The sequence below is a fragment of the Pseudomonas sp. Sample_20 genome (assembly GCF_004307585.1).
GTDB lineage: Bacteria > Pseudomonadota > Gammaproteobacteria > Pseudomonadales > Pseudomonadaceae > Aquipseudomonas > Aquipseudomonas atacamensis.
In genome coordinates, this window is sequence record NZ_RCOA01000125.1 from 1 (window position 1) to 24,594 (window position 24,594).

Sequence of the window (24,594 nt, forward strand, 5' to 3'; positions counted from 1 at the left end):
TCTGGACTATCTCCTCATCAGGCTAATCACGGTTTTTGACCCGGCTTTTTGCCGGGTCTTTTTTTGCCCGTTTTTCGGGCTTGTGTCTTCAGGCTAATGAAGTCTTTGGGTGCTGCAAATTCGATGGCGCGGATAATATCAAAAGAATATTGATTGGCAAGCCGAGCCCGGCGACATTGGGCAAAACTAATGGCAATCAGCACTTGAGAATCAATCGCATAGCCTCTAAGCTGCTGGCGCGTCACGGAAGACGCCCCCCGCTACACCCGCAATTCCCCTCGGTTTCAGCCCTGCCTGCGTGTAAAGTACCGGTCATAAAAATCCTGCTCTGGAAGCGATTATGACCGTGGCCAAATCTTCGTTCGACATCAGCGCCAATTTCGACAGCGGCAATATCCAAGTCATCGACATCAGCAACCCGCTCAATCCGGTTCTGGCCATCCGCCCGGACACCCGCAGCGCTCATTTTCAGTGGTTCCACTTCAAGGCCAGCGGCCTGCATGTGCATCAGGAACACTGGTTTCGTCTGGTCAACGCCAGCCAGTCCTCCTATAACAAGGCCTGGACCGGCTATCAGGCAGTCGCTTCCTACGACCACGTCAACTGGTTCCGCATCCCCACCAGCTTCGAAGGCGACAGCCTGCGCTTCTGCCTCGAAGCCGAACAGACCCACGCCTGGTTCGCCTACTTCGAGCCCTACAGCCGCGGCCGCCACGACTGGTTGATCGAGCAGGCGCTGAGCAAGGCTGGCACCGAATTGCTGGCGACCGGCAAAAGTGTCGAGGGCCGGGACATTCAGCTGCTGCGCAAAGGCACCGGTGCCGAAGGCCAGCGCAAGATCTGGATCATTGCCCAGCAGCATCCGGGCGAGCACATGGCTGAATGGTTCATGGAAGGCGTGATTGAGCGTCTGGAGCGCCAGGACGATCCGGTATTGAACAAACTGCTGGCTAGCGCCGATCTGTATCTGGTGCCGAACATGAACCCGGACGGCGCCTTCCATGGCCATCTGCGCACCAATGCCATGGGTCAGGACTTGAACCGGGCCTGGCAGAACGCCAGCCAGGACATCAGTCCGGAAGTGCTTTTCGTCCAGCAGCAGATGGAAAAATATGGCGTCGATGCGTTTATCGACGTGCACGGCGACGAGGAAATCCCCCACGTCTTTACCGCCGGCTGTGAAGGCAATCCTGGCTTTACACCGCGCATCGAAAAGCTTGAAGAGCATTTCCGCAGCCATCTGAAGCACACCACCAAAGACTTCCAGACCACCTACGGCTACACCCGCGACGAACCGGGACAGGCCAACATGACCCTGGCCTGCAACAGCGTCGGGCAGAAGTACGATTGCCTGTCGCTGACCCTGGAGATGCCCTTCAAGGACCACGACGACCACCCGGACAAGATCACCGGCTGGTCGGGCAAACGTTCCAAGCAATTGGGCAAGGATGTGCTGACCACCCTCGCCGACATGGTCGACACCCTGCGCTGATCCCCTCCTCTGTAACGACAAAAGATCGCAGCCGGCCTGCGATCTTTTGCTTTAAACCCGTCAGCCGCGATCACGCCCGCGCAACATGCTGTCGAGCACTTCGTCACGACGCACCCAGCCATGAAACAGCGCCGCCGCCAGGTGCAGCAGCACCGTCAGAAACAGCAGATACGCCAGATAGCCATGGGACTTGCGCAGCACCGCAAACAGTTGCGCGTCAGCCGGCACAATCGACGGCAGATGCAGCGACGCCGTCAGCATCACCGGCTCGCCCGAGGCACTGATCATCGCCCAGCCGAGCAACGGCAACACCAGCATCAACGCATACAACAAGACATGGGAAGCCTTGGCTGCCAGCACCTGCCAGCCCGGCAGATCATCCGGCAGTGGCGGTTGTCGTGTGGTGAAGCGCACCAGCAGGCGCACGATCACCAGCGCCAGAATCGCGATGCCCAGCGGCTTGTGCAAATGAATCAGCCATTCATGGCGAGACGACACCGAAGTGACCATGCCCGCGCCGATAAACAGCATGGCGATGATCATCAGCGCCATCAGCCAGTGCAGCAGGCGCGCCAGCAAAACGAAATGCGTCGGTTGCTTGCTCATGGACGAGCCTCCTGTTTGGCGGCGGGCAACTGGCTGACTTCACTGGTGCGACGCAGGTAGGAATCGGCGTAGCCAGCAGAACGCGCGGCCAGCAGTGGATCTGCCGAGCCTTGAATCCCGGCCGGCAGCACCAGCGGGTCGTAGTTGATGTCGCGGCATTCACCGCTGAGCTGCGGCTGGGTTTTCTCCAGCACCAAAGTCCCGGCGTTCAGCACTTTGCGATTTGCGGGCCAGGTCTTGCTGGCATCGTTGACCGGGTCGTCGGCATTGGCCAGGGTGATGTTCAACTGGAAGCGCAAGGGTGCGGCGGCCAGGCGTTGCACTAGATCCTTCTCGAGAAAATCGGCGCCTTCAGGGGCTGTGGTACCTGCCGCGTCCTGCGCCAACGGGGTCATGCTCCAGCGTACGGCCTGTTTTTTACCGTTGCCATCGACAAGATAGAACGCATTGATGCTGTTATAGGTTTCGGTCGCGTAGCTGGCCGAAGGCTTGGCGGTCTTCACCCACGTCAAGAACGGCACGGCTTCCGGGTGTGCAGCGAAGAACGCCGGCACCTTCGTCGGGTCGGGCTTGCCGGTGGCTGGATCCGGCGACTGCGCCTGCTGCAATTGGTAGAACGCTTCAGGCGTGCCCACCGGGAACACCGGCATGCTGTTCATGCCGGTGCGCCATTGCTGACCGTTCGCCTGGGTGAAGCGCAGCGCCAGACTGCGGATCGGTACGGCGCTGTCCGGCGCATAGGGATTGCCCGCCGGCAAGGCAAAACGACCCACCACCGGTGTCTGCGGCAGGTTGAACACTTGTGCTGTAGAGAATGCCCGCGCCTCGCCGCTGCTTTCGAAATGGCCGATCACGCACACGCCCTTGGCGTGATTGCGACGAAAGCCGGGATGCACGCCGTTGTTCTTTTCCAGCACATCGACCAACGCTTTTGGCGTCAATCGTTGTGGGTCAAGGTTGCCATGCACGTAGGCAAACGCCCCGGCCACGGCGGCGACAATCACGGCAATGCCGCCCAGACGTAAAACCAGGCTCGCGGCGCTCAGTGGCTGGCGCGGCGGCCTGCCGGGCGGTGCAGCGTTGGGGGACGAGCGATCAACCATGAATATCTCCAGGCCATCGGCCACAAGTGGAAAGAGTCAGCAAGACGCACCCCGTCCGGGTTTATTCCACGGCGCGGTATTTATTTTTGCGCACGGGGAATAACCTGCGCTGACGGGCGTCTTCCTAGTCCACAGCGTAGCGACCAGCAGAAATTCATGAGCGAATTCGACGAACAGTTGAGAGAAATCATTCCCAGATTGCGCCGCTTCGCCGTGTCGTTGACGCGCAACAGCAGCAGCGCTGACGATCTGGTCCAGGCCAGCCTCGAGCGGGCGCTGTCGGCCTGGGGCGAGAAACGCGCTGAGGGCGACGTGCGCGCCTGGCTGTTCGCGATCCTCTATCGGCAATTTCTCGACGCGCACCGTCGTTCGCGGCGCTATGCGCGGATGCTGGAATTTTTCACCGGTCGCGACGACGCCGAGCCGTCGGTGGAACGCACGGTGATTGCCCAGTCGACCCTGCAAGCCTTCGAACGCCTGCCCACCGAACAGCGCGCCTTGCTGCTGATGGTCTCGGTGGAAGGCCTGTCCTATAAAGAGGTCGCCGAGATCCTCGGCGCCCCGATCGGCACCGTGATGTCGCGCCTTTCCCGCGCCCGCCAGGCCTTGCGCCAACTCAGCGACGGCGAAATCAGCAGCCCTTCCTTACGGATACTCAAATGATCAGCCTGCCTCCCAGCGAACGTGATTTGCACGCCTACGTCGACCACCAGCTCAGCGACGCCGATCGGCGCGTGCTCGAGACCTGGCTGGCCAGCCACCCCGAAGAAGCGGCGCAGGTGCGCGCCTGGCAACGCGATGCTCAACAGTTGCGCGCAGCGCTGAGTGGCGCCTTGCAGCAACCGGCCAATCCGGCGCTCGACCCGATGATGATTCGCCAGCGCCGCCGCCAGCAGTCCCGTCGCCACCTGGCCAGCGCGGCGGTGTTGCTCATTGCCGTGAGCATCGGCGGTTTCAGTGGCTGGCAGGCGCGGGAAATGACCCTGGCGCGCCCTGCGCAATTGCCGATGACTGACGCGTTGCAAGCCTATCGCCTGATCGCCCAGCAAGGCGTACTGCCCGCCGATTACAAGGTCGACAGCGACGGCGACATGCAGCGTTGGCTCGACCGCTACTTCAGCGGTGCCGGGCGCTTGCCGGACTTGAAAGCTGCCGGATTCGAGCCGGTCAGCGGGCGCTTGCTCAGCACCGATGAAGGCGCGGCGGCGATGGTGATGTATGAGGATGGCAGCGGTCACAAGGTCAGTTTCTACCTGCGTCCACCGGGGCCGAAAAACACCCTGCTGCCGCGTGGCTCGCGCAGCGATGGCGATCTGCAGGCCGATTACTGGTCAGGGCCGGGCTACAACTATGCGGTGGTCAGCCCGACCGACTCGCCGGCGGCAGAGTTGCTCAAGCAATCGCCACCGTTCTGATGGTGATATTTCATGGAGCCGACGCCCGGGCTCTGGTTACACTTGGGCCACCGCGCTCCCGGTGGAGCCCGCCCAATCGAACAGGAGCCTGTCCCGCGTGCCCGCCCGAACGCCGAAACGATCACGACTGAGCCAACGCTGGCCGTTGCTGCGCCGCCTGTTCGGCAAAGGCCTGCCCGCCAGCGCCGGGCACGATGCTCATGCTGCGACCATCCGCGATTATTTCCGTGACAAGGCCAAAAGCCAGGGCTACACCCTCAGCCGCAGTCAGCAGCAAGTCATCGACTGCATGGCGCAGCAAGCCAGCGTGCTGCTCGGCGACAGCGGCCACACCCCGCCGAGTCTGTACCTGTACGGCGCCGTCGGGCGCGGTAAGAGCTGGTTGCTCGACGGTTTTTTCCAGGCGCTGCCGATCACGCGCAAACGCCGCCTGCATTTCCATCAGTTCTTCGCTCGGTTGCACGACGGCATGTTCCGTCATCGCCAGGAGGAAGACGCGCTGGAAATCACCCTGGATGAGTTGCTGGAAGATTGCCAGGTGCTGTGTTTCGACGAGTTTCACGTGCATGACATCGGCGACGCGATGCTGATCACGCGGCTGTTCAAGGCCCTGTTCAAACGGCAGATCATGCTGCTGGTGACCTCCAACTATGCACCCGAGGGCCTGCTGCCCAATCCGCTGTATCACGCGCGCTTCAAACCGGTGATCGAGCTGATCAACACGCGCATGCAAGTGATGGAAGTCGGCGGCGCCCACGACTACCGCGCACTCAACCGCCAACACACGCATCAAGTGTTTACCCAAGGACATTACGTTTGGCCGGCGACGGCAGCTCAACGTCAGACTCTGGACCTGCCACCAGCCGACGCGCCTGCCCTTGCCCTCGAAGTTGGCAAGCGCCAGCTTCAGGCCCGTTTTTGCCAAGGCCGAAGAGTCGCGTTCACCTTCAACGACCTGTGCGAACAGCCAACGGCAGTGATGGATTATCTGCAACTGTGCCAGCGTTTCGACCAGTGGATCATCGATGAGCTGCCGCAGCTCGGCGAATGTCCGATCGCCGTGCAGCAGCGCTTCATCAATCTGATCGACGTGCTCTACGATCAGGACAAACACCTGACCCTGCTCGGCCAACTGCCGCTGGGCCAGAGCCTGGAAGGTCACGCCATTGACCTGGCGCGCACGCGCAGCCGGTTGGGGCAATTGCAGGCAATCCACGCTCCCAACTGACTCCCTACCCTGTGAGAGCGAGCCCTGTGGGAGCGAGCCTGCTCGCTCCCACAGGGTCCGGGACAACTCAAAATCCGTTCAGCATCCGCTTTACCGCTATCATGTCGCCCATTCCAGCGCCCCCGCGTCGCTCCACCGATCAATAGCGAAACCAGACATGCACACCCTTGCTCAACTGCGCGCCGGCGAGCTGTCAGGCGTTACCCGCCTCGACCTGTCCTGCGGGCTGACCGAATTCCCCAACGAAATTTTCCAACTGGCCGAGACGCTGGAAGTGCTCAACCTCAGCGGCAACGCGTTATCCAGCCTGCCCGCTGACCTGCACCGCCTGACCCGCCTGCGCGTGCTGTTCTGCTCCGACAACCAGTTCAGCGAACTGCCGGCGTGCCTCGGCCAGTGCACCGCGCTGACCATGGTCGGCTTCAAGGCCAACCGTATCGTCAATGTGCCCGGTGCCGCCCTGCCGCCGCAGCTGCGCTGGCTGATCCTCACCGATAACCGCATCGAAAGTCTGCCCAGCGAACTCGGTGAACGCCCCGCTTTGCAGAAGCTCATGCTCGCCGGCAATCGCCTGCAATCGCTGCCAGACTCCCTGCGTCACTGCCATCGGCTGGAATTGCTCCGCATCGCTGCCAATCAACTCAGCGAACTGCCGCAGTGGTTGCTGACCTTGCCGAGCCTGACCTGGCTGGCCTACGCCGGCAATCCGCTGGAGACCGAAGCCGATGCCGCTGCACTTGAGGCCACGCCGCTGATCGACTGGTCGGCGCTGCGCCTTGAACAGCAACTGGGCGAAGGCGCTTCCGGGGTGATTTCCCGGGCGGTCTGGCAGCGTGACGATGGCACGGCGCAAGCGGTTGCGGTGAAGCTGTACAAAGGCGAGATGACCAGCGACGGTTCGCCGTTGCATGAGATGAACGCCTGCATCACCGCAGGCCTGCACCCGAACCTGATCCGCGTCGAAGGGCGCATCAGCGGCCATCCCGATCAACAGCAGGGGCTGGTGATGCAACTGATTGATCCGAGCTTCGGCAATCTCGCCGGTTTGCCCAGCCTGGACTCGTGCTCGCGGGATGTTTATGCCGAAGGTTGCCGGTTCCCCGCCGAGGTCGCCCTGCACGTCGCCAAAGGCATCGCCTCAGCGGCCGAGCACCTGCACCGCCAAGGCATTACCCACGGCGATCTGTATGGCCACAACATTCTGTTGAACGATCAGGGCGATTGTCTGCTGGGGGATTTCGGCGCGGCGTCGTTTCATGCCACCGGCGATGATGTGCAGACGCGCGCATTGCAGCGCCTGGAAGTCCGTGCGTTCGGTGTGTTGTTGGGGGAATTGCTGGAGCGTGTCGACTCAGGATTGAGTACGGAGCGGCGCGCGCACCTGGAGGCGCTGGAACGACGCTGCTGTCAGGCCGATGTGCTGGGGCGGCCGGGGTTCAGTGAAGTCATCGAGGTGCTGGAGAATCTGTGACCGCTGCGCAGTCATTCGCCAGCAGGCTCGCTCCCACAATGGAATGTATTTCAAATGTGGGAGCGAGCCTGCTCGCGAAGAGGTCATTACTGGCGCGACAGATCAGCCAGCCAGACCGACGAACATGTCCTGCACGTCATCATGGTTGTCGAGGCCTTCGAGGAACGCTTCGACTTCAGCCATCTGCTCGTCGCTCAAGCCGCTGACCGGGTTCTTCGGCTGGTAGCCGAGTTTCGCCGACAACACGGTGAAACCTTGTTCGGGCAGGGCTTTCTGCACGGCGTCGAGGTCGGTCGGGTCGGTGAGGAACAGCGTCGCGCCCTCTTCACCCGGCTCGAAATCCTGGGCACCGGCTTCGATCGCAGCCATTTCCGGATCGGCATCCGGGCTGTCCGGCGAGGCTTCGATCATGCCGACGTGGTTGAACATCCACGCCACCGAACCGGAAGCGCCCAACTGGCCCTTGCGGAATGCCACGCGGATTTCCGCAACGGTGCGGTTGATGTTGTCGGTGACGCATTCAACGATCAGCGGCACCTGATGCGGCGCGAAGCCTTCGTAAGTCACGCGATGGTATTGCACGGTTTCACCCAGCAGACCGGCGCCTTTCTTGATCGCGCGATCGAGGGTTTCTTTTGGCATCGAGGCTTTCTTCGCCTGCTCGACCACCAGACGCAGGTGTGCGTTGGTGGCGGTATCGGCACCGTTGCGTGCAGCAATGGTGATTTCCTTCACCAGTTTGCCGAAGATCTTCCCTTTGGCGTTGGCTGCCGCTTCTTTGTGTTTAACCTTCCACTGTGCGCCCATTACTCACTCTCTTGATCTGTGGCGCCGAGACATCTATTGGCCGACGCGTGGCGGCAAGTTTATACGGCCTAAAGTCGGCAATCGACCAAAAAAACAGCCGACGGAATCGACATCTTCACCAAAGCATGTAGGGGGATTCTGAAAAGCGCCTTTGACATGACCATTCAGCCCGACGGTTTCGTACCCTTGAAACCCCGTATCGCCTGACAGGGCCTGCTCGAATGCTCAATGACAAGGAAAGTCCCTTCACCCTTACGCTGACCGACAGCGGATTGCGCCTGCCGGTGGTGCGTTTTCGCGGCGAGGAAGCGCTGAACCAGCCTTACCGTTTCGACATCGAACTGCTCGGACTGGCCCCGGCCATCGTCCCGGGATCCTTTCTGCACCGGCCGGCCTTTCTGCGGCTCAGTGAGCAGCACGGGTTCCACGGCGTCATTTCCAGCGCCAGCTGCGAACATCGCGGGACCCATCGGGTCGGCTATCGACTGATTCTGGTGCCGCATCTGCAACAACTGGCGCAAACGCACAAGCGCCGCGTGTTTACTCACCTGAGTACGCCGCAGATCATTCAACAACTGCTCGAAGAACATGCCCTGCCAGCGCACAGCTACCGCATTGAAATGAGCGTCGGTCACTACCCGGCAAGGGCGTTTTGCATTCAGTACGAAGAAAGCGATCTGGCATTGCTGCAGCGGCTATGCGAAGAAGAAGGCATCCACTATCACTTCGAACACGGGCCGGACGGACACGTCGTGGTGTTCGCCGACGACAGCCTGAGCCTGCCGCAGGAACCGGTCGAAATCCCTTTCAATGCTGATGAGCAACCACCATCGCCCTGCGTCAGCGCACTCTATCAACAACATCGCGCGGCGCCGGTGCCGGTGCTGCATGCGGTGCGCAATCGTGGCCAGCCAACCGGCAATGCCGAAGCCGCCAACGAAGTCTCGACCGAGTTGCCGATGCCCGCGCGATCGCCGGAACGTCTGCACGCCGAACAGCGCAGCCGGCGCCATCTGCAACGCCAGCGCTGCCAGTTGCGTTCCATTCACGGGCGCAGTGATTGCAGCGATTTGCTCAGTGGCCGACTGCTGCTTGTGGCCGATCACCCGATCCATCATTTCAACGAACAATGGCTGATATGCGCCGTGCGCCACCACGGGCAGCACCCTTCGATCCTTGATCCGGCGCCAAGCGTTGAGCGTTATCACAACGACTTCACTGCACAGCCCTGGTCGACCGACTTTCGTCCGCCACTCAAACAAGCTCGCCCGAATATTGCCGGTTATCACTTGGCGAAAGTGGCGGGTGCGCCTGGGCAACCTGCGCAAGTGGACGAAAACGGCTGCCTCGCTGTAAGCCTGTGGCCGTCTGCGGATAAATCCGCCAGCGACGCCCTGTGGCTGCCGATCGCCATGAGTCGGCTCAGCGGCCCCGTCGCGGTCGATCAATTACCGCGTGCCGGCAGTGAAGTGTGGGTGAGTTTCCTCGACAGCGATCCGGACCGACCGATCCTGTGCCTCAGCCACGCACGCCAGCCGCCGGAGCGCGAATCAGAACCCGCGCGCGACAGCCTGTTGCTCGACTGGCTGAGCCACCGCGCCGAGCATTGATTGGCGCTTCAGCCTTTGTCCGCCTTGCCCGCCGCCGCCGCGAATTTCGCCAGGCGCACGTCCAGATGCCGAGGCCGGCGCCCGTGATCTTCGGCGCGCTCCTTGCGGCGGATGGCGTTGCGCACCATCAGCGAGCCGAGGTAGCGAATCGGTTCCGGCGGGAAATAACCCAGCGGCCCGTTGACCAGCGGCGAACGGGTCCACGGGTTATCCAGGCCCTGCACCAGCGCGGCGAGAATCTGCCCGCCCATGTGACACGGGCCGACGCCGCTGCCGGAATAACCGAAGCCGTAAAACACGTTGCCCGCCGAGCTCATCTGGCCGAAGAACGGCAAACCGGTCACCGAACGATCCGATGGGCCGTTCCACGTCGCGTCGATTTTGACCTCGGCGAAGGCCGGGAAAAAATCCGCGAGACTGCGCTTGAGCAATCCGGCATAAGGCGACGGCTGATCGAACACCGGCAGCATCCGCCCGCCATAGGCGAAGGTGTTGCCGCCCTTGCCGAGCATGATCCGGCCGTCCGGGGTGTTGTGGTAGTAATGCACGAAAATCCGCGAATCGAGGACGCTGACGCCGCTGGTCAAACCGATTTGCTGCAGCAGCTCCGGACGCGGTTCGGTGATCAGCATGTCACTGGAAACAATCGCCACACTGCGCTCGAACTGAGGAAACGCGCGGGCCATCCACGCGTTCATCGCCAGCACCACACGGTCGGCGATGACCTTGCCGCATGGCGTATGAATACGTGCCGGGCGGCCCTCTTCCAGTCCGGTCATAGCCGTACCCTCATGGATTTTCACGCCCAATTGCAGCGCCACCCGGCGCAGACCGCGCACCAGTTTGCCCGGTTGCACGCTGGCAGCCGCCGGGGAAAACCAGCCCTCCAGATGTTTTGCTGAACCAGCCATGCGCTGCACATCGGCAAGCGGGCGCTGGCTGAACGAGTTGATGCCGTTACGCTCCAGCGCCGCGATCACCGCATCAGTTGCGCCGACCTGGGCGCGATTGGTCGCGGTGTACAGCGTGCCGTCGAGGCGGTAGTCGGCATCGACGCCGTACTGCTCGCAGAACTCGCCGATCGCATGGATGCTGCGCTCCGACTCCCTGACCAAACGCACCGCTTCTTCGACGCCGAACAAGCGCTCCAGGGTGAAATACTTGGCCGACCATGACAGTGCGCAACCACCGTTACGGCCACTGGCGCCGGCACCGCAGATGTCTGCTTCGATCAGCAGCACCTCCAGCTCCGGGTTTTGCTGCTTGAGCATGATCGCCGTCCACAATCCGGTGTAACCACCGCCAACAATGCACACATCCGTGCGCACCTCGCCTTGCAGCGGTGGACACTGCTCGGATGGGTCGGCCTGCAAGGCTTGCTCGAGCCAGAACGGTCGCATGGGAAATCTCCAGTCAGATAGCCACGACGCAGCCTGCCGCGCACCGCGCAGCAGGCCACGGGGCGAAGGGTTTCAGGAACGCAGCGGTTTGACGCTCAGCGGGCAGTTGGGGATCGCCGCGCGCGGCTCCATCACGCCGACCGGCCGACTGTTCCAGTGCGGAATCAGCACCAGCGCCGAGAACAGCGCGCATCCGGCGAAGACGATAAACACCGTCACCGAGTCGAAGTAGCCCGGCAGCAAACCGCCGAGCACCGCGCCAACGGAGCCGCAGCCGTTGACGAAACCGGCGGCGGTGGCGCCGGCCTTGGCCTTGCCGAAATCGATGGCGGCCGCACCGCTGATCATCGAGTCCGGACCATACAACGTCAGGCCCATGACGAACAGCAACGCGACGACCAACAACACGCTGCCGGTGTTCAGCGCAGCCATGAACAACGCCAGCGTCACGGTCAGCGCCAGCAGACTCAGCACGCAGGCCGGCATGCGTCGGGCGCCGAAGAGTTTGTCCGAGGCCAGGCCGATCATGATCGGCCCGAGCAATCCGGCCAGTTCAAACGCGGTGGGAATGATCGCCGCGCCGACCTTGCCGACACTGGGCATCTGCTCGAAAACAATCACCGGGCCCCACAACAGAATCGCGTAGCGCGCCGGTTTCAACAGGAAATACGCCAGGCCCAGCACCAGCACCGTGCGGTTGCGCAGGATTTCCTTCAACGGCTCCCACACGCTGAGTTGGCTGTTGGCTGCGGTTTCTTCGGCGGTCAGTTCCGGCTCGGGCTCCACCGCCGGCAAGCCGACGTCTTCCGGTTTGTTGCGCTGGAAGATAAAGAACAGCACGGCGACCACCGCGACCACCGCCGCGCTGGAGATGAATGCCGCGTGCCAGGTGCCGACCAGCGTGTAGGCCCACCAGCCGGCGAACGGCGAGGCGACCAGACCACCAAACGCGTAACAGGAACTCCACAAGCCGAGCACCCGCCCGCGCTGCTCTGACGGGAAGAAGCTGCCAAGGTTTTTACACAGCCCGGACCAGCCAGTGGACTGCGCCAAACCTTGAATCAACATGCACGTGGCGAAGATCGGCAATGTAGCGAAACTGCCCATCACCAGCGCCGCAGCGGCGGATATCAGCAAACCGCCAAGCACTACGACTCGCGGGCCAAAGCGATCGGCGAGCATGCCCCAGGTGAACTGTCCGAGGGCATACGCCGCCAGATAGATCGCGTCGAGGTTGGCCATGGCCATTTTGTCGAGGGTGAAATCAGGGTCTTCGGCGATGCCCAGTTTGGCTACCGAAAATGCTTTGCGGGTGAAATAGAACGCGGCGTACGCGAGCCAGGTAATAGCGAAAATCTGCACGCGCCAACGCGCCAGGGTGCCGATGTGCTTGTTCATGGTGGTTCTGACCTCAGGGTGTGAGTGTGCCGGCAGAATCGATTAAGAAAAACGCCTGTGTTTTTTATTGTTGAGCACTGCGTTACCGCCCCTTCCCTTCGGCGATAGCGGTCAGATGAGTCTGCTGTTGCACGCACAGGCTCATGGGCCGGCGCTGCTGTTCGACCGAACAGTCAGCGATGGCGTGAGCCGATCAAAGCAATTACTGTTTAATAAATAAAATCGATTTATCGTATTTCACAAATAAGCCGAGCTTGTTACTGGAGCCACCATGTCCGTCTCTCACGCCCAACTCAAAGCGTTCCACGCGGTGGCCGTCCATGGCAGCTTCACCCGCGCCGCCGAGCGGCTTTATCTGACGCAACCGGCGATTTCCGACCAGGTACGCAAACTCGAAGAACGCTTCGGCGTGCTGCTGTTTCACCGCAATAAACGTTCCGTACGCCTGACCGACTTGGGCGAGCGCCTGCTGGCGATCACCCAACGCCTGTTCGTGATCGAAGCCGAAGCGCAGGAATTGCTGCAGGAATCCCAGGCCCTGCAGACCGGCAGCCTGATTCTCGCGGTGGACGCGCCGATCCACGTGTTGCCGCAGATCGCGCGGTTCTGCGAACGCTACCCGGGGATCAGCGTGAAAATCGAAACCGGCAATACCGATGAATCGCTGTTTCGCCTGTTCAACTATCAGGCCGATCTGGCGCTGCTCGGCCGCGACGTGAGCGATGAACGCTTGCTGTGCGTGCCGTTGCGCAACGATCCGATGGTGGCGTTCGTTTCGCGCAATCATCCGTGGGCCGAACGCGAATCGATCTGTCTGGCCGATCTGGATGACACGCCACTGGTGCTGCGTGAGATCGGTTCAGTAACCCGGCAGACCCTGGAAGAGGAAATGGCCCGAGCGGGCTTGCGCATTCGCCCGGCGATTCAGGTTGAAGGCCGGGAGGCGGCGCGCGAAGCCGTGGTGGTGGGAATCGGGGTTGGTGTGGTTTCAGCGGCGGAGTTCGGCGCCGACTCACGGGTCTGCGCGTTGCCGATCACCGACTGCACGAGGCGCCTGACCGAAACCCTGGTGTGCTTGCGCGAACAGAGTTCGCGGCGGGTGGTGGCGACGTTTCTCGATATGGTTCGCGAGAGCCTGACCTGACTCACTCCCTGTCCTGATCGTTCCCACGCTCTGCGTGGGAATGCCTCAACGGACGCTCCGCGTTCGGCTTTGGATGGGACGCAGAGCGTCCCCGGGCTGCGTTCCCACGCAGAGCGTGGGAACGATCACGGTGCGGCTAGCGCCAGATCAAAAAACGCCTGAATCAAGCGCAACTCGCGCCGGCGCTCCATGCAGCCAATCATGTGCCGGTTCACCAGCCCTTCCCCGGCGATCGGGATCGCCACCACGCGCGGGTCATGACTGACCTCCACCGATGACACCACACCGACCCCCAACTCGGCCGCGACCGCTTCGGTCACCGCCTCGCGACTGTCCAGCTCCAGCAACACCCGCGGCTGAATCGACGCCTGCATACACGCCTGGTCAAACGTGCGCCGGGTAATCGAACTTGGCTCGCGCAGGACCATGATCACTTGGTCCAGCTCCTTGAGTTTCACTTCCCCGGAGCGATTCGCCCAGCGATGCCCCGCCGGCACCAGCGCGCAGATCCGCGATTCGCTCAGCGCTTGCAGATGCAGGCCCTTGCGCGGCTCGACCTCGGTCAGCACCGCGACATCGGCGTGTTCCGACAACAGCGCCGCCAGGGTTTCCTGGGCATTGCCCAGACGCAGGTTGACGGTGATCCCCGGATAGCGCGCGCGCAGGCTTGCCAGCATCGGCATGACCATGTGCGGCCCATCCGCCGCCACCTCCAGACGCCCGGTCAGTAACTGCCGATTGGCCTCGAGCAGCGTCTGCGCTTCTTCCGCCAGGCCGAACATGGCGCGGGTGATCGCTGCCAGTTTGGTGCCCTCCTCGGTCAGTTCCACCCGTCGCGCGGTACGTCGCAGCAAAGTGATCTGGTAGTGCTCTTCCAGTGCCTTGATGTGTCCGGTGACTGCCGGCTGGCTGATGAACAACCGCGCAGCCGCGCGGGTGAAGCTGCCTTCGCGGGCCACGGCATCGAAGGCGCGCAGCTGAAACAGGTTCATGGATAACCCTCACTGATGGCTGGCATAACAACAAACAATTTGATTGATGCAACGGCGAATTGCAACGTAGGCCCCGTAGCTTCATCCCACAGCGTTTTCGCGAGGACACACGAATGAGTACCGCCGCACCGATTCTGCTCACTCCCGGCCCGTTGACCACTTCGGCCCGCACCCGTCAGGCCATGATGGACGACTGGGGTTCGTGGGATGACCGCTTCAACCAGCTGACCGCCAGCCTGTGCGAGCAATTGCTAGCCATCCTCAACGGCGCCGCCAGCCACCATTGCGTACCGTTACAGGGCAGCGGCACCTTTGCCGTCGAAGCGGCGATCGGCACGCTGGTACCGCGCGACGGCAAAATCCTCGTGCTGATCAACGGCGCGTACGGCAAGCGTCTGGCGAAGATCTGCGAAGTGCTCGGCCGCTCGTTCAGCACCTTCGAAACCGCCGAAGACGAACCGACCACCGCCGCTGACGTCGACCGCTTGCTGCGCGCCGACGCTGACATCACCCACGTGGCGCTGATCCACTGCGAAACCAGCACCGGCATTCTCAATCCGCTGGCCGAGATCGCCGAGGTCGTTGCGCAACATGGCAAACGTCTGATCATCGACGCCATGAGCTCATTCGGCGCGTTGCCGGTGGATGCGCAAAAAGTGCCATTCGACGCGCTCATTGCCGCTTCCGGCAAATGCCTGGAAGGCGTACCGGGGATGGGTTTTGTCTTCGCCCGCAAGGAATCGCTGGCCGCCGCGGCTGGCAACTCGCACTCGCTGGCGATGGACCTGTACGACCAGCACGCCTACATGATGAAAACCGGGCAATGGCGCTTCACCCCGCCCACCCATGTGGTCGCGGCGCTGCACGAAGCGCTACTGCAATACAGCGAAGAAGGCGGTCTGCCGGCGCGGCATGCGCGTTATGCGGCCAACTGTCAGGCGCTGATGGAAGAGATGAACAAGCTCGGCTTGCGCAGCTTCCTGCCGGCGGCGATTCAGGCGCCGATCATCGCCACGTTCCATGCCCCGCAGGATCCGCGCTACCAGTTCAAGGACTTCTATGAGCGGGTCAAGGCCAAGGGTTACATCCTCTACCCCGGCAAACTGACCCAGGTCGAAACCTTCCGCGTCGGCTGCATCGGCCACGTCACCCCGGACGAAATGCGCCAGGCCGTGGCAGCAGTGGGTGAAGTGCTGCGCGAGATGGAAGTGCTCGACATCTGAGCCCCACCAAAAATCCCTTGTGGGAGCGAGCCTGCTCGCGAAAGCGTCGTCCCAGGCGACACATAGGCTGATGTCAGACCGCTTTCGCGAGCAGGCTCGCTCCCACATTTTGATCTCATTTTCAAATCAGGAATTGATTGCCATGAACTACACCAATCCAAGCAAGCTGCAAGCCGCGATCCTCGACTGGGCCGGTACCGTGGTCGATTTCGGCTCGTTCGCGCCGACGCAGATCTTCGTCGAAGCCTTCGCCGAGTTCGATGTGCAGGTGTCGATTGAAGAAGCCCGTGGGCCGATGGGCATGGGCAAGTGGGATCACATCCGCACCCTCTGTGATCAGCCGCAAGTGGCCGAGCGTTATCGCAAGGTGTTCGGTCGCACGCCGACCGACGATGACGTCACCGCTATCTACAACCGCTTCATGCCGTTGCAGATCGAGAAAATCGCCGAGCACTCGGCACTGATTCCCGGCGCGCTGGACGCCATCGCCCAACTGCGCGAGCAAGGGATCAAGATCGGTTCCTGCTCCGGCTACCCGAAAGCAGTGATGGACAAAGTCGTCGAACTCGCCGCCAGCAACGGCTACGTCGCCGACCACGTGGTCGCCACCGACGAAGTGCCCAACGGTCGTCCATGGCCGGCGCAAGCGTTGGCCAACGTGATCGCTCTGGGCATCGACGATGTTGCAGCGTGCGTGAAGATCGACGACACCGTGCCGGGCATTCTCGAAGGTCGCCGGGCCGGCATGTGGACGGTTGCGCTGATTTGCTCGGGCAACGCGCTGGGTCTGGACTATGAAGGTTTCCGCGCGTTGGGCAGCGATGAACTCGCCAGTGAGCGCAAGCGCATCCACGCGCTTTTCGCAGATTCGCGGCCGCATTACATGATCGACACCATCAGCGATCTGCCGGAAGTGATCGCCGACATCAACAAGCGTCTGGCCAACGGGGAGATGCCGCAAAACGCTTGAGGCTGGAAAACTAAAACACCGCTGATTGCAATCAGCGGTGTTTTTTTTGCACTGTCTTGAGTCAAGACATCGCTTGGATATGACTTATTCGGAAATAAGGTTACCTTGCGCATCGTACGCAAGACCATCGGGATGTTTAACACTTCCGTCCGGCAATTGTTCAGTTCCATCTTCCCAGACAATACGGCCATCCGGATATTCAACGGTATTATCCGGCCAGACGATTCGCCCGTCCGGATACTCTACCCGGCCGTCTTCATATTGAATGATGCCGTCGGGACGCTTGATCGAAGTTTTATCTACAGCGACTACGCTGCCGTCAGGCAGTGTGGTGGAGCCATCGACATTGACTTTCGCACCAATTGTTTGAATCAGCGTTATCAAGGCCACAGGATCGATGTTGATGTTAAGGGTCGGCCATGGCATTGGCGGACGCTTGGTGTCAACCGGGGCCACTGGCTTGGTTGGCGCTACCGGCTTGGTCGGCGCCACTGGCTTGGTTGGCGCAACTGGCTTGGTCGGCGCCACTGGCTTGGTCGGCGCTACCGGCTTGGTCGGCGCCACTGGTTTGGTTGGAATTACTGGCTTGGTTGGCGCAACTGGTCTGGTTGGGACAACTGGCTTGGTTGGCGCAACTGGCTTTGTTGGTGTTACCGGCTTTGACGTTGTGGTAGTAGGGCGAGGCTTCGAGATCGGACTTTTCATATTCACACTCAAATTGATAAATATAGTTTTGATCTTTAATAACAAACTAAAGAGCCGAGCCGACAATAATCACGCACAACAAACTATTCAAACCAAAAGAAACCACAAGATATAAACAACATAGAGTTACGCTGCGCAGACCAACGTACAACAATAACTTTCAATAAATAGAAGTCATAAACCGTAAAACTTGCACTTCGATTGATTGCAAATATCATCACGCCGCAGGTTGGCATGTATTGATCGCGACCATCGGCTACATCGCTGCAAATCCGCGCCGTCCCTGCAGGCCACCCGTGTGGGCAAAGACCAGACGCGTGCCGACCGCGAATTCGCCTGACTCGACATGCTGCTTGAGCGCCAGCAAGGCCTTGCCGGTGTACAGCGGTTCCAAAGGGATGCCGCTGGTTTGCTCGGTCTGATCGATGAAGGTCAGCAACGCCTGGTCAACTTTGGCGAAACCACCACGGCTGGCATCGATCAGTTGATAGTCCGCCGCAGGCTCGGTGGTGTGCGCGAGGATCGACTCGATGTTCGGCGCTACGCCGTGATCATCCGGCACTGCCAGAGCACCGTACACCACGCGCTTGCCTTGCTCGGCGAGCGCCAGTCCGGCCAGTGTCGTGCCGGTGCCACAGGCCAGCCACCAGGCGTCGAAATCATTCCAGCCCAGCTTGGCCAATTGCTCTTCGGCCTGCTGCCAGATCGCTGCGCAACCCAAGGCGCCGGCCAGTCCACCACCGCCCTCGGGCACCGCATGCAGCGTAGGAAATTGCGCTTGCCATGGCACCCAGAATCCCGCTTCGTGCCGTGCGCGGTAGCCGGCGTAACCGAGCCAATGCAACTGCATGCCGAACGCTTGCAGATCCCGCACTGTCGGCGTGTTCTGCGGGTGCCCGCGCAGCAGCCCCACGGTTTTGAAACCCAGCCGTTTGCCCGCCGCCGCCAGCGCGTGCAGGTGATTGGAATGCGCACCGCCAAGGCTGATGATGCCCTCGGCGCCGGCACGCTCGGCGGTTTTAAGATGTTCAACGAGTTTGAACCACTTATTGCCGCTGATCAGCGGGTCGATGCGGTCCAGGCGCAGGATCGCGACCTCGATGCCGGCGTCTGCCAGCCAGCCTAGACGGAGCGGTTCGAGGGGGGCTTGGGCTAGCCAGTTGGGGGGAGGCAAAAGCATAAATGCCGGCTCTGTTTGCAGAGCCGGCATCTTAACAGCAGTCGCAAAAAAACCTGCTGTTTGCAAGCGAACCTGCTCGCGAAGGCGTCGTGTCAGGCGAAATCTTCGTAGCTGACGCTCCGCTTTCGCGAGCAGGCTCGCTCCCACAGGTGATGCGTTGTGCTTACAACTCAGCCGCCAGCCGCGAACCCTGATTGATCGCGCGCTTGGCATCCAGCTCCGCCGCGACATCCGCGCCGCCGATCAAGTGCACGTTCTGCCCGGCTTCAACCAGACCATCGTGCAATTCACGCAACGGATCCTGCCCCGCGCAGATCACGATGTTGTTCACCGCCAGCAGTTGCGGCTCACCGCTTTCGCCGATGCGAATGTGCAAGCCTTGGTCATCGATGCTCAGGTATTCGACGCTGTTGAGCATCTGCACCTGCTTGTTCTTCAGACCGGTGCGATGAATCCAGCCGGTGGTTTTGCCCAGACCGTCGCCGACCTTGGTCTTCTTGCGCTGCAACAGGAACACCTCACGGGCCGGCGCATGCGGTGCCGCTTTGATGCCCGCCACACCACCACGGGCCTCCAGTTGCGTGTCGATGCCCCACTCTTTCCAGAACGCCGCGCGATCCAGACTGGTAGCTACGCCTTGATGAACGAGAAATTCCGAGACATCGAAACCGATCCCGCCCGCACCGATCACCGCGACACGCTTGCCGACCGGTTTGCGCTCGAGGATCACGTCCAGATAACTCAGGACCTTGGCATTCTCGACGCCCGGAATCGCCGGCACGCGCGGGGCGATACCGGTGGCAAGGATAATCTCGTCGTAACCGCCTTCAACCAACTTGGCCACGTCGACGCGTGTGTTCAGGCACACCTCGACATGGGTGGTTTGCAGCTTGCGGTTGAAGTAGCGCAGGGTTTCGAAAAACTCTTCCTTGCCCGGTACGCGCTTGGCGATGTTGAACTGGCCACCGATCTCGCTGGCCGAATCGAACAGCGTCACCTGATGACCGCGCTCGGCGGCCACGGTGGCGGCGGACAGACCGGCAGGGCCGGCACCGACCACGGCGATTTTCTTGATCTGCTGCACCGGCAGGTAATTGAGTTCGGTTTCGTGGCAGGCACGCGGGTTGACCAGGCAACTGGTGAGCTTGCCGCCAAAGGTGTGGTCGAGGCACGCCTGGTTGCAGCCGATGCAGGTGTTGATTTCGTCGGCACGGCCTGCGGCGGCCTTGTTGACGAAGTCCGGATCGGCGAGGAATGGGCGGGCCATGGAAACCATGTCGGCATCGCCTTCAGCAAGAATCTGCTCGGCAATTTCCGGGGTATTGATGCGGTTGGTGGTGATCAGCGGAATGCTCACAGAGCCGCGCAACTTGGCCGTGACCTTGCTGAACGCTGCACGCGGAACCTTGGTGGCGATGGTCGGAATCCGCGCCTCGTGCCAGCCGATACCGGTGTTGATGATAGTCGCGCCGGCCTGTTCGATGGCTTTGGCCAGCATGACGATTTCATCCCAGGTGCTGCCACCTTCGACCAGATCGAGCATCGACAGGCGGAAGATGATGATGAAATTCGGCCCGACCGCTTCGCGCACACGACGGACAATTTCTACCGGCAGGCGCATGCGGTTTTCGTAGCTGCCACCCCAGCGGTCGGTGCGGTGGTTGGTGTGCGCGGCGAGGAACTGGTTAATGAAGTAACCTTCCGAGCCCATGATCTCGACGCCGTCGTATTCGGCGGTTTGCGCCAATACCGAGCAGGTGACGAAATCGCTGATCTGCTTTTCGATGCCCTCTTCGTCCAGCTCTTTGGGCTTGAACGGGTTGATCGGCGCTTGAATCGCGCTCGGTGCTACTTGTTTCGGGCTGTAGGCGTAACGCCCGGCATGAAGAATCTGCATGCAGATCTTGCCGCCCGCCTCGTGCACCGCGCGAGTGACGATGCGGTGCTTGAGCGCCTCTTCCTCGGTAGTGAGCTTGGCCGCGCCGGAATACACGCCGCCCTCATCATTCGGGCCGATGCCGCCGGTGACCATCAGGCCGACACCGCCACGGGCACGTTCGGCGAAGTACGCCGCCATGCGCTCGAAGCCACCGGGCTTTTCTTCCAGGCCGGTGTGCATCGAGCCCATCAGGGTACGGTTGCGCAGCGTGGTGAATCCCAGGTCCAGCGGGGCCAGCAAATGCGGGTAATGAGCGGCGGTCATCGGTAACTCCACAACGAGCGATCACGGAAAGTTGCGGGAGCTCTACGTCCCCCGTCAGTCATGTTCGACAGACTAAGAGTCGCACCGCTGTCACTCAATGACCGTAACTGACAAGTTATTGATCCAAATGCGCAGCGCCCCTTGGCAATCAGGGCCATGGGCCCTACCCTAGGCGCCACACTCTGTACCCGGCTGTTGTTGGTTTTCATGCGCAAACTTCTGTATCTGTTTTTCTCCATGGCCCTCGTTGCCGCCCTGACCACCTACGCCATGTGGGCGGCAGACCGGCCGGCGGGACATTACCTGTCGGACCTGCGCATCAAGCTCGCCGTCAATCAGGGCACGCCCGGCGACCGTGGCAATCTGCTCGGCATTCAGCCCGAACTGTTCCCCACCGATTACCAAAGCTCCGCACGCCTGCACCGCAAGCTTGCGGCGTACCTTCAGCAGGCCCGCGATCAAGGCTTGCTCAACGAAAAAACCGTGGTGGTATTGCCCGAGCACGTCGGCACCTGGCTGATGATCAGCGGCGAGAAAGACGAGTTGTATCAGGCGCCGACCCTGGCGGAGGCAATGAACTGGCTGGCGGCGAGCAATCCGCTGTTGTTTGCCCGAGCGTGGCTGCGGGCCAAGGGCGAGCAACGGCTGAACGATGCTTATCTGCGGATGAAAGCCAAGGCCATGGCCAAGGATTACCAAACGCTGTTCGGCGGTCTGGCCAAGGAGTTCCAGGTCACCCTGGTGGCCGGCTCCATCGTGCTGCCGGAGCCAAGCATCCGCGACGGCCGGCTCAAGCCCGGCAGCGGCGCCCTGTTCAACAGCAGCGTGGTGTTTGGTCGCGACGGCGTACCGTTGGGCCAGCCGCAACGGCAGATGCATCCGATCTTTGATCAGCAAGGTGTGATTCAGGCCGAAGACAAACACGCCATACAGGTCGTCGACACACCGGCCGGACGCTTGGGCATCCTTATCGGCAGTGACAGCTGGTACCCCGCCAACTACCGCACCCTCGATGAACAAGGCGCGCAACTGGTGGCGGTGCCGGCGCAGGTTATCGGCCAAGGCGCCTGGGACAAGCCATGGCGTGGCTACAAGGGTTCGAGCACGCCGGGCTCGGTCAGCCTCAAGCCCGGCGACCTCAGTGAAGGTCAGGCCTGGCACCGACTGACCCTCACCGCACAACCACCGAGCAGCCGCGCGATTGCCGGCGTCAGTGTGTTCATGCGCGGGCAGTTCTGGGACAAGTCGAGTACCGGCACAAGCTTCCTCAGCAGCAACGGCCAGCAGTTCGCCGATGGCGAGGCCCGTGGTGCGCGCTTGCTGAACGTCTGGCTGTAATCCATGAAGCCGCAGCCGATGCGCCTCGGGGATCTGTCGGTGGGCTTCGTCCACAGTCTGGCCGATGCCGTGCGCAGCCACGACGTCGATCCGCTGCCTCTGCTTGAACAATATGGCCTTGATGCCGCGCGACTGGCCGAGGCCGGGGCGCGCTTGTCGATCCCGCGTTACATGCGCCTGGGCCATGCGGCGATTCAACTCACCGGCGACCCGGCCCTGGGCCTGCGCATGGGCCGAATGATCCGCCTGAATCAGGCTGGGCTGGCCGGCATCACTGCGGCGCAAGCGCCCACCGTGCGTGAAGCGGCCCGCTGCCTGACGCGCTTCGAGCCGCTGTACGGTTCCAACTATCGCGGGCAGTCCAGTTTTCATGAAGATGCCAACGGTGCGTGGCTGCGCTTCTACTCGATCAGCCCGTACAACGCCTATAACCGCTTCGTGGTCGACTCGATCCTCGCCGGCTGGCTGCATCAGTTGTCGAGCCTGTGCGGCGAAACGTTGCGCGCCGAGCGAATCGAAATCGAATTCGAAGCGCCGGATTACCGCGACGCCTACACAATGCTCGACGACTGCCCGATCCAGTTCAGCGCCGAGCGCAACCAACTGCGCCTGAGCCTGAGTAGCCTCGCCCTGCGCAACCCTGAACATTGCCCGAGCACCTGGCGACATCTGCTGCAACTGTGTGAGCGGGAGCTGGAACAACTGACCCGCACCCGCAGCCTGCGCGAGCGCATCACTCAGTTGCTCGGCCCGCTGCTCAATGGCGGCCGCGAGCCGGATCTTGAAGAAGTCGCGGCACGCCTGAAACTGCCGACCTGGACCTTGCGGCGCAAGCTCACTGAGGAAGGCACGCAATTTCGCGCGATCCTCAATGACACACGCCGCGACCTGGCAATGACCTACATCCGCGACACCGAACTGGCGTTCGGCGAGATCGCTTATCTGCTGGGCTTTGCCTCAGCCGAAGCCTTCCAGCGTGCATTCAAGCGCTGGAGCGGGCAGACGCCCGGCGAATCCCGACGAAATTACCGCTCGGGAGCCTGAAGCTCAGAGCTCCGTCGCGTCGTCAGCCGGTTCTGGTTGATCCAGCTCAAAGGCCTGGTATTCGAGCAGTTCTTCCTGATACTCATCCATCGTATGAATCCCCCAACTACTCGCTATGAAAATGGCCTGATCAATCGACCTGTGCCCCGAGCATAAAGTGCCCGTGTGAAGGAAAAGTGAAACGCTGCCTTCATGAATAAAACGTAGCAGGTGGTTGGGGATTTATCGCGGCGCTGATGTCGCAGGTGTGTAACCAGATCTTAAGCCAACCCGGAAAACAGTGTGGGAGCGAGCCTGCTCGCGAAGGCGGTGTGTCAGTCTGATCATCTGACGACTGATACACCGCTTCGCGAGCAGGCTCGCTCCCACAGGGTCTTGCTTGGTTTCTTATTGGCCCGACGCAGGCATCGCCGGAATCGGCTCCGACGGTGGCGGAATATCCGGGTTGGTCGGTGGCGTGATGGTTTCGCTGGCCGGCGCGGGCTCTTCCACGGGCGCTGGGGCAGGCGTAATCGGCGTCGACTCCGCTGGCGGCACCACCGGCTCGGAACTCACTGGCGCGGCTTCAATCGGGGCCGGTGCAGGTTCTGCAGCCGGCGCGGGGGCCGGTTCCGCTGCAGGTGTCGGCGCCAGAGGCGCAGGTGCAGGTGCCGCTTTTGGTTCTGGCACACCAAGATCGGTTTTCGGCTTTTCTTCGATGTGTGCAGCTTTCTTCGCATCGGCGGGCAGGAACTGCTCCACCAGTGTGAAGAAACGCTCGTAGAACTTCTGCGCAATGACCGTCTCACTGGCGACCTTGACCATCGAGTCGTCCGAGGAGCCGATCGGCATCGACACCGAGCCCAATACACCAACCCCGAGACTGGCGGAATTGTTGGTCTTCTTCAGCGCATAACGGTCCTGCAGGGCGTTGGCGAACACCGTCGCGTGGTGCCCGGCGCTGCCATCTTCGGCGCAGACCACGTTGAAGCTGATCTCGAGATGGGTCTCGCCGGTCTGCTGGAAGCTCTTGTGACCGCTGACCAGCTTCGGATCACTGCTGGTAATGATGTAGCCCTGACTGAGCAACGCGCGCCGGGCCGCTTCGCAACTGGCGGTGTCGGTTACCGGATAATTGCGCGAAAAGGTGCCGGAGTCATCGAAGTTCTCATGCTCATAGATCGGCTTGTCCTTCGAACAACCGGCCACCGCAGTCAACAAAAGCGCCAGCCCGACAACACGCATGGGAGTGGAAATCAACATTGAACATCCTGAGGGAAAACAGT

General features: G+C 61.5%; 23 protein-coding genes. 12 read left to right on the forward strand and 11 right to left on the reverse strand.

Features of this window, described 5'->3' with window-relative positions:
• Positions 1-26 precede the first annotated feature (26 nt).
• Complete coding sequence (locus D8U70_RS24705) at positions 27-245, reverse strand: hypothetical protein (RefSeq protein WP_073471324.1); 219 nt, start codon at positions 243-245, stop codon at positions 27-29.
• 95 nt (positions 246-340) lie between these two features.
• Between D8U70_RS24705 and D8U70_RS24710 the strand changes: the two genes are divergently transcribed.
• Positions 341-1,492 carry a M14-type cytosolic carboxypeptidase gene (locus D8U70_RS24710; protein WP_073471325.1) on the forward strand — a complete coding sequence of 384 codons (1,152 nt, stop codon included), beginning with the start codon at positions 341-343 and terminating at the stop codon, positions 1,490-1,492.
• Between the two features lie 60 nt (positions 1,493-1,552).
• On the opposite strand, the gene D8U70_RS24715 is transcribed toward D8U70_RS24710, so the two are convergent.
• Both D8U70_RS24715 and D8U70_RS24720 read right to left on the reverse strand, forming a co-directional pair.
• The gene (locus D8U70_RS24715) at positions 1,553-2,098 is read right to left on the reverse strand and encodes a cytochrome b (protein ID WP_024013443.1); all 546 of its coding nucleotides are present in this window, start codon (positions 2,096-2,098) and stop codon (positions 1,553-1,555) included.
• The gene (locus D8U70_RS24720; RefSeq protein ID WP_130929976.1) at positions 2,095-3,201 is read right to left on the reverse strand and encodes a catalase family peroxidase; all 1,107 of its coding nucleotides are present in this window, start codon (positions 3,199-3,201) and stop codon (positions 2,095-2,097) included. The genes D8U70_RS24715 and D8U70_RS24720 overlap by 4 nt, the downstream gene beginning before the upstream one ends.
• Before the next feature lie 156 nt (positions 3,202-3,357).
• Here D8U70_RS24720 and D8U70_RS24725 point away from each other — a divergent pair, with 156 nt between their 5' ends.
• The 4 genes from D8U70_RS24725 (at position 3,358) to D8U70_RS24740 (ending at position 7,315) form a co-directional block, all read left to right on the forward strand.
• Positions 3,358-3,864, forward strand: coding sequence for a sigma-70 family RNA polymerase sigma factor (locus tag D8U70_RS24725; protein WP_095182094.1), 507 nt, complete (start codon positions 3,358-3,360; stop codon positions 3,862-3,864).
• Positions 3,861-4,616: an anti-sigma factor gene (locus D8U70_RS24730; protein ID WP_110600761.1), complete on the forward strand. Its 756-nt coding sequence runs from the start codon at positions 3,861-3,863 to the stop codon at positions 4,614-4,616. Before D8U70_RS24725 ends, D8U70_RS24730 begins: the two co-directional genes overlap by 4 nt.
• 97 nt (positions 4,617-4,713) lie before the next feature.
• Positions 4,714-5,844, forward strand: a complete 1,131-nt coding sequence (gene zapE / locus D8U70_RS24735) for a cell division protein ZapE (RefSeq protein WP_130929977.1) — start codon at positions 4,714-4,716, stop codon at positions 5,842-5,844.
• Positions 5,845-6,001: 157 nt separating this feature from the next.
• Complete coding sequence (locus D8U70_RS24740) at positions 6,002-7,315, forward strand: protein kinase (RefSeq protein ID WP_130929978.1); 1,314 nt, start codon at positions 6,002-6,004, stop codon at positions 7,313-7,315.
• A 102-nt stretch (positions 7,316-7,417) separates the two neighbouring features.
• On the opposite strand, the gene D8U70_RS24745 is transcribed toward D8U70_RS24740, so the two are convergent.
• Complete coding sequence (locus tag D8U70_RS24745) at positions 7,418-8,122, reverse strand: YebC/PmpR family DNA-binding transcriptional regulator (protein WP_073471330.1); 705 nt, start codon at positions 8,120-8,122, stop codon at positions 7,418-7,420.
• A gap of 221 nt (positions 8,123-8,343) precedes the next feature.
• On the opposite strand from D8U70_RS24745, the gene tssI reads away from it, so the two are divergent.
• Entirely contained in the window at positions 8,344-9,732 is a 1,389-nt protein-coding gene (gene tssI / locus D8U70_RS24750) for a type VI secretion system tip protein TssI/VgrG (protein ID WP_130929979.1), read from the forward strand.
• A gap of 8 nt (positions 9,733-9,740) precedes the next feature.
• Here the strand turns inward: tssI and D8U70_RS24755 are convergent, their stop codons facing one another.
• Entirely contained in the window at positions 9,741-11,132 is a 1,392-nt protein-coding gene (locus D8U70_RS24755) for an FAD-dependent oxidoreductase (RefSeq protein ID WP_130929980.1), read from the reverse strand.
• Positions 11,133-11,204: 72 nt separating this feature from the next.
• A complete protein-coding gene (locus tag D8U70_RS24760) occupies positions 11,205-12,530 on the reverse strand; it encodes an MFS transporter (RefSeq protein ID WP_110600752.1) in 1,326 nt (441 codons plus the stop codon).
• Between the two features lie 271 nt (positions 12,531-12,801).
• On the opposite strand from D8U70_RS24760, the gene D8U70_RS24765 reads away from it, so the two are divergent.
• Positions 12,802-13,674 carry a LysR family transcriptional regulator gene (locus D8U70_RS24765; RefSeq protein WP_110645473.1) on the forward strand — a complete coding sequence of 291 codons (873 nt, stop codon included), beginning with the start codon at positions 12,802-12,804 and terminating at the stop codon, positions 13,672-13,674.
• Between the two features lie 125 nt (positions 13,675-13,799).
• Here the strand turns inward: D8U70_RS24765 and D8U70_RS24770 are convergent, their stop codons facing one another.
• Positions 13,800-14,666, reverse strand: coding sequence for a LysR substrate-binding domain-containing protein (locus tag D8U70_RS24770; protein ID WP_110600749.1), 867 nt, complete (start codon positions 14,664-14,666; stop codon positions 13,800-13,802).
• Between the two features lie 113 nt (positions 14,667-14,779).
• On the opposite strand from D8U70_RS24770, the gene D8U70_RS24775 reads away from it, so the two are divergent.
• Together D8U70_RS24775 and phnX are read left to right on the forward strand one after the other, a co-directional pair.
• Positions 14,780-15,889, forward strand: coding sequence for a 2-aminoethylphosphonate--pyruvate transaminase (locus D8U70_RS24775; RefSeq protein WP_130929981.1), 1,110 nt, complete (start codon positions 14,780-14,782; stop codon positions 15,887-15,889).
• 142 nt (positions 15,890-16,031) lie between these two features.
• A complete protein-coding gene (gene phnX / locus D8U70_RS24780) occupies positions 16,032-16,859 on the forward strand; it encodes a phosphonoacetaldehyde hydrolase (protein ID WP_130929982.1) in 828 nt (275 codons plus the stop codon).
• An 84-nt stretch (positions 16,860-16,943) separates the two neighbouring features.
• Here phnX and D8U70_RS24785 read toward each other — a convergent pair whose 3' ends face one another.
• A complete protein-coding gene (locus tag D8U70_RS24785) occupies positions 16,944-17,285 on the reverse strand; it encodes a hypothetical protein (RefSeq protein ID WP_016770552.1) in 342 nt (113 codons plus the stop codon).
• Between the two features lie 52 nt (positions 17,286-17,337).
• On the opposite strand from D8U70_RS24785, the gene D8U70_RS28155 reads away from it, so the two are divergent.
• The gene (locus D8U70_RS28155) at positions 17,338-17,679 is read left to right on the forward strand and encodes a collagen-like protein (protein WP_277751273.1); all 342 of its coding nucleotides are present in this window, start codon (positions 17,338-17,340) and stop codon (positions 17,677-17,679) included.
• A 141-nt stretch (positions 17,680-17,820) separates the two neighbouring features.
• On the opposite strand, the gene D8U70_RS24795 is transcribed toward D8U70_RS28155, so the two are convergent.
• Positions 17,821-18,744 carry a pyridoxal-phosphate dependent enzyme gene (locus D8U70_RS24795; protein WP_130929984.1) on the reverse strand — a complete coding sequence of 308 codons (924 nt, stop codon included), beginning with the start codon at positions 18,742-18,744 and terminating at the stop codon, positions 17,821-17,823.
• Positions 18,745-18,907: 163 nt separating this feature from the next.
• On the reverse strand, positions 18,908-20,947 hold the full coding sequence (locus D8U70_RS24800) for an NADPH-dependent 2,4-dienoyl-CoA reductase (protein WP_130929985.1): 2,040 nt from the start codon (positions 20,945-20,947) through the stop codon (positions 18,908-18,910).
• A gap of 207 nt (positions 20,948-21,154) precedes the next feature.
• On the opposite strand from D8U70_RS24800, the gene D8U70_RS24805 reads away from it, so the two are divergent.
• Together D8U70_RS24805 and D8U70_RS24810 are read left to right on the forward strand one after the other, a co-directional pair.
• Positions 21,155-22,285: a nitrilase-related carbon-nitrogen hydrolase gene (locus D8U70_RS24805; RefSeq protein ID WP_130929986.1), complete on the forward strand. Its 1,131-nt coding sequence runs from the start codon at positions 21,155-21,157 to the stop codon at positions 22,283-22,285.
• Positions 22,286-22,288: 3 nt separating this feature from the next.
• Positions 22,289-23,329: an AraC family transcriptional regulator gene (locus D8U70_RS24810; protein ID WP_024013457.1), complete on the forward strand. Its 1,041-nt coding sequence runs from the start codon at positions 22,289-22,291 to the stop codon at positions 23,327-23,329.
• 387 nt (positions 23,330-23,716) lie between these two features.
• Here D8U70_RS24810 and D8U70_RS24815 read toward each other — a convergent pair whose 3' ends face one another.
• On the reverse strand, positions 23,717-24,571 hold the full coding sequence (locus D8U70_RS24815; RefSeq protein WP_130929987.1) for a DUF2242 domain-containing protein: 855 nt from the start codon (positions 24,569-24,571) through the stop codon (positions 23,717-23,719).
• Positions 24,572-24,594 lie beyond the last annotated feature (23 nt).